Source organism: Rhizobium sp. PRIMUS64, assembly GCF_023006465.1.
In the GTDB taxonomy this organism is placed as follows: domain Bacteria; phylum Pseudomonadota; class Alphaproteobacteria; order Rhizobiales; family Rhizobiaceae; genus Rhizobium; species Rhizobium leguminosarum.
The window spans coordinates 1-7706 of the sequence record NZ_JALBGX010000214.1; the positions used below are offsets into that span (position 1 = coordinate 1).

The 7706-nt window shown below is 59.8% G+C and carries 5 protein-coding genes, 1 pseudogene and 1 riboswitch; of the genes and pseudogenes, 5 read left to right on the top strand and 1 reads right to left on the bottom strand.

All coding sequences use genetic code 11. The features are described from left to right. Positions 1–1321, bottom strand: a 1321-nt coding sequence (locus MOV76_RS37500) for a diguanylate cyclase (protein WP_247266459.1), incomplete at its 3' end; no start/stop codon positions are given. A 214-nt stretch (positions 1322–1535) separates the two neighbouring features. Here MOV76_RS37500 and clpP point away from each other — a divergent pair. From clpP to MOV76_RS37525, 5 genes and pseudogenes are all read left to right on the top strand, one after another. Further along, positions 1536–2165 carry an ATP-dependent Clp endopeptidase proteolytic subunit ClpP gene (gene clpP / locus MOV76_RS37505; RefSeq protein WP_003547334.1) on the top strand — a complete coding sequence of 210 codons (630 nt, stop codon included), beginning with the start codon at positions 1536–1538 and terminating at the stop codon, positions 2163–2165. Positions 2166–2468: 303 nt separating this feature from the next. Further along, positions 2469–3746: an ATP-dependent Clp protease ATP-binding subunit ClpX gene (gene clpX, locus MOV76_RS37510; protein WP_017963839.1), complete on the top strand. Its 1278-nt coding sequence runs from the start codon at positions 2469–2471 to the stop codon at positions 3744–3746. Positions 3747–4148: 402 nt separating this feature from the next. Then, a complete protein-coding gene (gene lon, locus MOV76_RS37515) occupies positions 4149–6566 on the top strand; it encodes an endopeptidase La (RefSeq protein WP_017959927.1) in 2418 nt (805 codons plus the stop codon). A 206-nt stretch (positions 6567–6772) separates the two neighbouring features. Then, positions 6773–7048, top strand: a complete 276-nt coding sequence (gene hupB, locus MOV76_RS37520) for a DNA-binding protein HupB (protein ID WP_003558438.1) — start codon at positions 6773–6775, stop codon at positions 7046–7048. Between the two features lie 124 nt (positions 7049–7172). Next, positions 7173–7327: riboswitch (FMN riboswitch) on the top strand. A 93-nt stretch (positions 7328–7420) separates the two neighbouring features. Beyond that, positions 7421–7706, top strand: a pseudogene (locus tag MOV76_RS37525) (EamA family transporter); the annotation flags it as partial.

A 7706-nucleotide genomic window follows, 5' to 3' on the forward strand; every position in this document is an offset into this window, starting at 1 on the left:
CCGGTGCCGGGGCAGCGGCCTCCGCTTCGCCGAAGGTGACCGTGCAGTTGCGGCCGGCCGCCTTCGCCGCATAGAGCGCCCGGTCGGCGGCCGAGATCAGTTTGTCGATATTGGCTTCGATCGAGGAGGCAAGCGCGATGCCGATGCTGACCGTGACCGGAACGATCGCTTCGCCGGTGCTCACGGGAAGACGGCAGAATTCGGTGCGGATCGCTTCGGCGATCGCCTCGGCTTCCGTCTGGTCCGTGACCGCGGCGAAGGCGGCGAATTCTTCGCCGCCCATGCGGCCGAAGATGTTGTTTGGAATATACTGGCGGGCCATCCGCGCGAATGCGGTCAGCACTGCATCGCCGGATTGGTGGCCGAAACGGTCGTTGACACGCTTGAAATGGTCGAGATCGAAGAGCATCACCGCGACCTGGCGCTGGTCGTCATGGGCCTTTTCCTGGATGCCGTCGAAATAGCCGAGCAGGCCGCGGCGGTTGAGCACGCCGGTCAGCGAATCAGTCAGGGTGAGCGCACGCAGGTGCCGTTCGGAGCGCTCCATGATCAGCCGGCAGGTGAACGCGAAGGCGATTGTGAGCAGGAAGGCGCTGGCCATGGCGGAGGCGCCGCCGAGATTGGTCGCTTCGATATCGCTCGGCAGCGTCAGCGCCATCATCAGCGCTGAGCCGAAGCACAGGCAGCCCTGGATGACGAACACGCCCATCAGCTTGACGCGGGTACGCTCGCGGCGCATGTCGCCGGCGGCGACCGCCATAGCAAGTGCCGTCGCACCTGTCGCTGAAGCAAGGTTATAGAGCACCACCCGGTTTGAATAATCGCTGTTGACCCAGGGCAGGAAAACCCCGGCGAGCCAGATGACCGGCGGCAGCAGCGCCCACCATTCGATCCGCTTGCGGTCGAGCGCCAGAAAACCTGCCACCCAGGCGCTCTGGCCGAGCAGCGCGATGGCATTGCCTGCCTCTATGGAAAGCACGCTGGGGATTTCGCCGCGCAGCGCGACCATCGCAAAGCCAATGCCGGTCAGGAGGAAGCCCAAGCCCCAATAGAGATAGGCCTCGTTCCTGACGTTGTGGCGCCAGGCGACGAACAGCACCAAAGCGAGCGTCATGGCCTCGGAACACCAGATAGCGAGACCTGTAGCAATATTGAACACGGCAGCAACCCCTTGTCTGTCGGTTCTCATCCTTGCCGAGGAAGCTCGCCAGTTCCTTAATGTCGCTGCGCTGCGGCATTGTTTCAGGCCGATATCTGCCGGTAGGCTTTCCGTTGGGTAAACGTGTATGAGCACAGTCGAATAGAGTAAGCCTTCCTTCACACTGTCATGGAGAAAAGCCGGGGGAGATCGTACCAAGGGCTCGCCGTTAACAAGCGTTTGGGGGAAAGAGGCTACCAGGAGCCGCCTTGCCCCGCCTTCTTAACGTTATCCTCATGCGTGTCTTGAAGAGGAGGGCCGGGACACTCTATGTAGGGGTAAGACATTTTTCTTTGATTCCCGGCGCCGGCCGGCGAGACGTTGACAAAGGACGCACATGAGAAACCCAGTCGATACCGCAATGGCCCTCGTGCCGATGGTCGTGGAACAGACCAACCGCGGTGAACGCTCCTACGACATCTATTCCCGCCTGTTGAAGGAACGCATCATCTTCCTGACGGGTGCCGTCGAGGACCATATGGCGACGCTCGTCTGCGCCCAGCTACTCTTCCTCGAGGCCGAAAACCCGAAGAAGGAAATCGCCCTCTACATCAATTCGCCCGGCGGCGTCGTCACCGCCGGCATGGCGATCTACGATACGATGCAGTTCATCAAGCCCGCGGTTTCGACGCTCTGCATCGGCCAGGCCGCATCCATGGGCTCGCTGCTGCTGGCGGCCGGCCACAAGGACATGCGTTTTGCCACGCCGAATTCCCGCATCATGGTGCACCAGCCCTCGGGCGGCTTCCAGGGCCAGGCTTCGGACATCGAGCGGCACGCCCGCGATATCCTCAAAATGAAGCGCCGCCTGAACGAGGTCTACGTCAAGCACACCGGCCGCACCTACGAAGAAGTTGAAAAGACGCTCGATCGTGACCATTTCATGGATGCGGACGAAGCCCAGAGCTGGGGCGTGATCGACAAGGTTCTGACGTCGCGCCTCGAAATGGAAGGCGAACAGGCCTAGTAATTAATAGGGATGGTGTTTTTGTCGCCACAGTTCTATCCCATTTGTGATTGAACAGGGGCTTTCATACGGCGACGAAGACGCTAATAGTAACTATTAATGCTATGTTGAATTTTTATGACATAGCATTCGGCATTCGAAGGGGAATTCGTTGCCGCCGGAACCCGGACATGATTGGTTGGGCCCGGTTCGTACCCCCTGAAGCCCTTCTCGGCAAAGGCTCCGGAAACGGAGTGCCGCCAGGAGCTGATAGAGTGGACCGCGATTTCGCCTTGAAATGCGGCGTGCTGGAAGGAAAGTGATATGAGCAAGGTCAGCGGCAGCAACGGCGGCGACTCCAAGAACACGCTTTATTGTTCGTTCTGCGGAAAGAGCCAGCACGAAGTCCGGAAACTGATTGCCGGACCGACCGTCTTCATCTGCGATGAATGCGTCGAATTGTGCATGGACATCATCCGCGAGGAGAACAAGTCCTCGATGGTCAAGTCCCGCGACGGCGTTCCGACGCCCCAGGACATCATCAAGGTCCTCGACGAATACGTCATCGGGCAGCGGCAGGCGAAGAAGATCCTGTCGGTCGCCGTTCACAACCATTACAAGCGCCTGGCGCACGCCTCCAAGAACGGCGAAGTCGAGCTGGCGAAGTCGAACATCATGCTCGTCGGCCCGACCGGCTGCGGCAAGACCTATCTTGCCCAGACGCTCGCCCGCATCATCGACGTTCCCTTCACCATGGCTGATGCGACGACGCTGACAGAGGCCGGTTATGTTGGCGAGGATGTCGAAAACATCATCCTGAAGCTCCTGCAGTCGGCCGACTACAACGTCGAGCGTGCGCAGCGCGGCATCGTCTACATCGACGAAGTCGACAAGATTTCGCGCAAGTCCGACAATCCGTCGATCACCCGCGACGTCTCGGGCGAGGGCGTGCAGCAGGCGCTCCTGAAGATCATGGAAGGCACGGTCGCTTCCGTTCCGCCGCAGGGCGGCCGCAAGCATCCTCAGCAGGAATTCCTGCAGGTCGACACGACGAACATCCTGTTCATCTGCGGCGGCGCCTTTGCCGGCCTCGACAAGATCATCTCTGCCCGCGGCGAGAAGACCTCGATCGGCTTCGGTGCGACCGTCAAGTCGCAGGATGACCGCCGCGTCGGTGAGGTCCTGCGCGAACTGGAGCCTGAAGATCTGGTCAAGTTCGGCCTCATCCCTGAGTTCATCGGCCGTCTGCCGGTTCTGGCGACGCTTGAAGACCTCGATGAGGACGCGCTGATCCAGATCCTCTCCGAGCCGAAGAACGCGCTGATCAAGCAGTATCAGCGCCTGTTCGAGATGGAAGACGTGGAACTGAACTTCCACGAGGACGCTCTGCGCGAAATCGCCCGCAAGGCGATCGTGCGCAAGACCGGCGCCCGCGGCCTTCGCTCGATCATGGAGAAGATCCTGCTCGACACGATGTTCGAATTGCCGACGCTGGAAGGCGTGCGCGAGGTCGTCATCTCCGAGGAAGTGGTGCGCGGTTCGGCCCGTCCGCTTTACATCTATGCCGATCGCCAGGAAGAAAAAGCCAACGCTTCGGCGTGAGCTTGGGCTTTCGTGTGATTATTTTGGGGGCTTGCCATAGGCAGGCCCCTTTCTATTTGAAAAACCATGCGAAGCGCTGCTAGTATTTGCCGGTGGGAACCGACATTGCCTTTGCCGATGTTGCGCAAGGGGTAGTGCTTGGCAATGGTGCAAAGATTCCGTAAGTCTCTTGCTAGCGTTTGTATTTTAGCCGGGTCGGAAGTGGTAAGCGCCGGTCCAGCCACGCGCTTCATAGTGTTGGCGTTCCGTTGTAATAAAGCTGTCACATCCGAGGGACGCGGGCGTTAGCGTGGCTTGAAAAGCGTAGTCAGAACCTCCACTTGTAGCAACAAGTGAGAGTGCCGGCCGGTCCCAAGCGGCCGTGCAGAGAGCCCGGCAACGGGACGATGGAAAGGACATAAAATGACGAAGAAAACGTCTGTAGCGAGCAGCACTGCCTACCCTGTTCTGCCCCTGCGCGACATCGTGGTTTTCCCGCATATGATCGTGCCGCTGTTCGTAGGACGGGAAAAGTCGATCCGTGCGCTCGAAGAGGTCATGGGTTCCGACAAGCAGATCATGCTGGTAACGCAGATCAACGCCAGCGACGACGATCCGGATCCTTCCGCGATCCACAATGTCGGCACCGTGGCGAACGTGTTGCAGCTCTTGAAGCTGCCCGACGGCACCGTGAAGGTTCTGGTGGAAGGCCGCGCCCGCGCCGAGATCGACACCTATACCAGCCGCGAGGATTTCTATGAGGCGCTCGGCCATGTGCTCGAGGAGCCGCATGACGATCCGGTCGAACTGGAAGCTCTGTCGCGTTCGGTCGTCTCCGAATTCGAGAGCTACGTGAAGCTCAACAAGAAGATTTCGCCCGAAGTGGTCGGCGCCGCCAGCCAGATCGACGACTATTCCAAGCTCGCCGATACGGTCGCTTCGCATCTGTCGATCAAGATCACCGAGAAGCAGGAGATGCTGGAGACCACCAGCGTCAAACAGCGCCTCGAAAAGGCCCTCGGCTTCATGGAAGGCGAGATCTCGGTCCTGCAGGTCGAAAAGCGCATCCGCTCGCGCGTCAAGCGCCAGATGGAGAAGACCCAGCGCGAATACTACCTCAATGAACAGATGAAGGCGATCCAGAAGGAACTCGGCGACGGCGAGGAAGGCCGCGACGAGATGAGCGAACTGGAAGAGCGCATCTCCAAGACCAAGCTGTCCAAGGAAGCCCGTGAAAAGGCCGATGCGGAGCTGAAGAAGCTGCGCCAGATGAGCCCGATGTCGGCGGAAGCCACCGTCGTGCGCAACTATCTGGACTGGCTGCTCGGCATTCCCTGGGGCAAGAAGTCGAAGATCAAGGCCGATCTCAACAATGCCGAGAAGATCCTCGAAGCCGATCACTTCGGTCTCGACAAGGTCAAGGAGCGCATCGTCGAATATCTGGCCGTGCAGGCCCGTGCCACCAAGATCAAGGGCCCGATCCTCTGCCTCGTCGGCCCTCCGGGTGTCGGCAAGACTTCGCTCGCCCAGTCGATCGCCAAGGCGACCGGCCGTGAGTATGTCCGCATGGCGCTTGGCGGCGTTCGTGACGAAGCCGAAATCCGCGGTCACCGCCGCACCTATATCGGCTCGATGCCCGGCAAGGTCATCCAGTCGATGAAGAAGGCGAAGAAGTCCAACCCGCTCTTCCTGCTCGACGAGATCGACAAGCTCGGCCAGGATTATCGCGGCGATCCGTCCTCGGCCCTGCTGGAAGTGCTCGATCCGGCGCAGAACATGACCTTCATGGACCACTATCTGGAAGTCGAATACGACCTGTCGGATGTGATGTTCATCACGACGGCGAATACGCTGAATATTCCGGCGCCCCTGATGGACCGCATGGAGATCATCCGTATCGCCGGCTACACCGAGGATGAAAAGCGCGAGATCGCCAAGCGGCACCTGCTGCCGAAGGCCATCAAGGAACATGCGTTGCAGCCGGAAGAATTCTCGGTCAGCGACGACGCCCTGATGGCGATCAGCCAGCAGTACACCCGTGAAGCCGGCGTCCGCAACTTCGAACGGGAACTGATGAAACTCGCCCGCAAGGCGGTCACCGAGATCATCAAGGGCAAGACGAAGGCCGTTCATGTGACGGCTGCCAACATCTCCGACTACCTGGGCGTCCCGCGCTTCCGCCATGGCGAAGCCGAGGGCGAGGATCAGGTCGGCGTCGTGACCGGTCTTGCCTGGACGGAAGTCGGTGGCGAACTGCTGACCATCGAAGGCGTGATGATGCCGGGCAAGGGCCGCATGACGGTCACCGGCAATCTGAAGGAAGTCATGAAGGAATCGATCTCGGCAGCGGCCTCCTATGTCCGCTCGCGCGCCGTCGATTTCGGCATCGAGCCGCCGCGCTTCGACAAGAGCGACATCCACGTGCACGTGCCGGAAGGCGCGACGCCGAAGGATGGCCCCTCGGCCGGCGTCGCCATGGCAACTGCGATCGTCTCGATCATGACAGGCATCCCGGTGGATAGGCATGTGGCCATGACCGGTGAAATCACCCTTCGCGGTCGTGTGCTGCCGATCGGTGGTCTCAAGGAAAAGCTGCTCGCAGCGCTTCGCGGCGGCATCAAGAAGGTGCTGATTCCGGAGGAAAACGCCAAGGACCTGGCGGAGATTCCCGATAACGTGAAGAACAACATGGAGATCATCCCGGTATCCCGCATGGGCGAGGTGATCAAGCATGCGCTGATCCGGCGACCGGAGCCGATCGAATGGGACGGCACGGTAGAAACGCCCGTCATCGCAACGGTCGAAGGCCTCGATGAGACAGGCGCAACCATAGCGCATTGAGTGGCCTTTGCCACATTTACGCCCAATTGGGGCAAAACACGCAAAAAGGCTGGCGGAAACGCCAGCCTTTTTTGTGAAAACGTCATGTAGACGCTTGCTTTTCCTTGATTTGCAGGGCTTTTGGGTTTTCGGCGGGCCTGATGAAACCTATTCTGCGCCTAGCTTACTTTTGAGTCGTTTCATACCATTTAGAAAGGGGTGGAAACATGAACAAGAATGAACTCGTGTCCGCAGTAGCCGAAAAGGCAGGGCTGACGAAGTCTGACGCGGCTTCCGCTGTTGACGCGGTTTTCGACGTTGTCCAGGCTGAACTCAAGAACAAGGGCGACATCCGCCTCGCGGGTTTCGGCAGCTTCACCGTTTCTCATCGTGCCGCAACGAAGGGCCGTAATCCGTCGACGGGCGCTGAAGTCGACATTCCGGCTCGCAACGTGCCCAAATTCACGCCTGGCAAGGGCCTGAAGGACGCCGTCAACGGCTGATCTGATATTATCCGTCAGCCGGAAACGAGACCGGTTGTGAAGGATTTGAGAGGGGTTCGGCTTTGCCGGACCCCTTTTGCTTTAGGAACACTCTTGCCGCCGCGCGGGCTTTGATCTACGACATTTCTGTTCTCAGGGCGGGGTGAAACTCCCCACCGGCGGTAAGAGTTTCGGCTCGAGCCCGCGAGCGCCTTCCCTCATGTCCAAGCGGGGGAAGGGTCAGCAGATCCGGTGCGATTCCGGAGCCGACGGTTAAAGTCCGGATGGAAGAGAATGAGTGTTGGCCGTGCGAAGGGCAGGGATCCGCCATGTCGCTCGTGTCCGTGCCTCATGCGTCCTGATTTATGTTGGTCCCTGTTTTGGATGAAAGACATGAATCAGACTTCCCTTGCAGTCTCGCCGTCCCGCGCCGTTGTCGGTGCACTCTGGATGGTGCTTGCCGGCATTGCTTTTTCGCTTCTCAACGTCGTCACCCAATGGCTGACGATGAAGCTTGCCTTTCCCTCGGCGTCGGCAGCCTTCTGGCAATATGGCTTCGCCTTCCTGTTTTCGTTGCCGTTCCTTAAGAGGCTCGGCCTCGCGGCGATGCGCACGCACTATCCCTGGCGTCACCTCGCGCGCGTCGCGCTTGCCGCGCTCGGCGTCGAGGCCTGGGTCG

Coding starts and splice junctions, on each gene's coding strand:
- clpP (WP_003547334.1), top strand. CDS start 1,536: ATGAGAAACCCAGTCGATACCGCAATGGCCCTCGTGCCGATGGTCGTG.
- lon (WP_017959927.1), top strand. CDS start 4,149: ATGACGAAGAAAACGTCTGTAGCGAGCAGCACTGCCTACCCTGTTCTG.
- clpX (WP_017963839.1), top strand. CDS start 2,469: ATGAGCAAGGTCAGCGGCAGCAACGGCGGCGACTCCAAGAACACGCTT.
- hupB (WP_003558438.1), top strand. CDS start 6,773: ATGAACAAGAATGAACTCGTGTCCGCAGTAGCCGAAAAGGCAGGGCTG.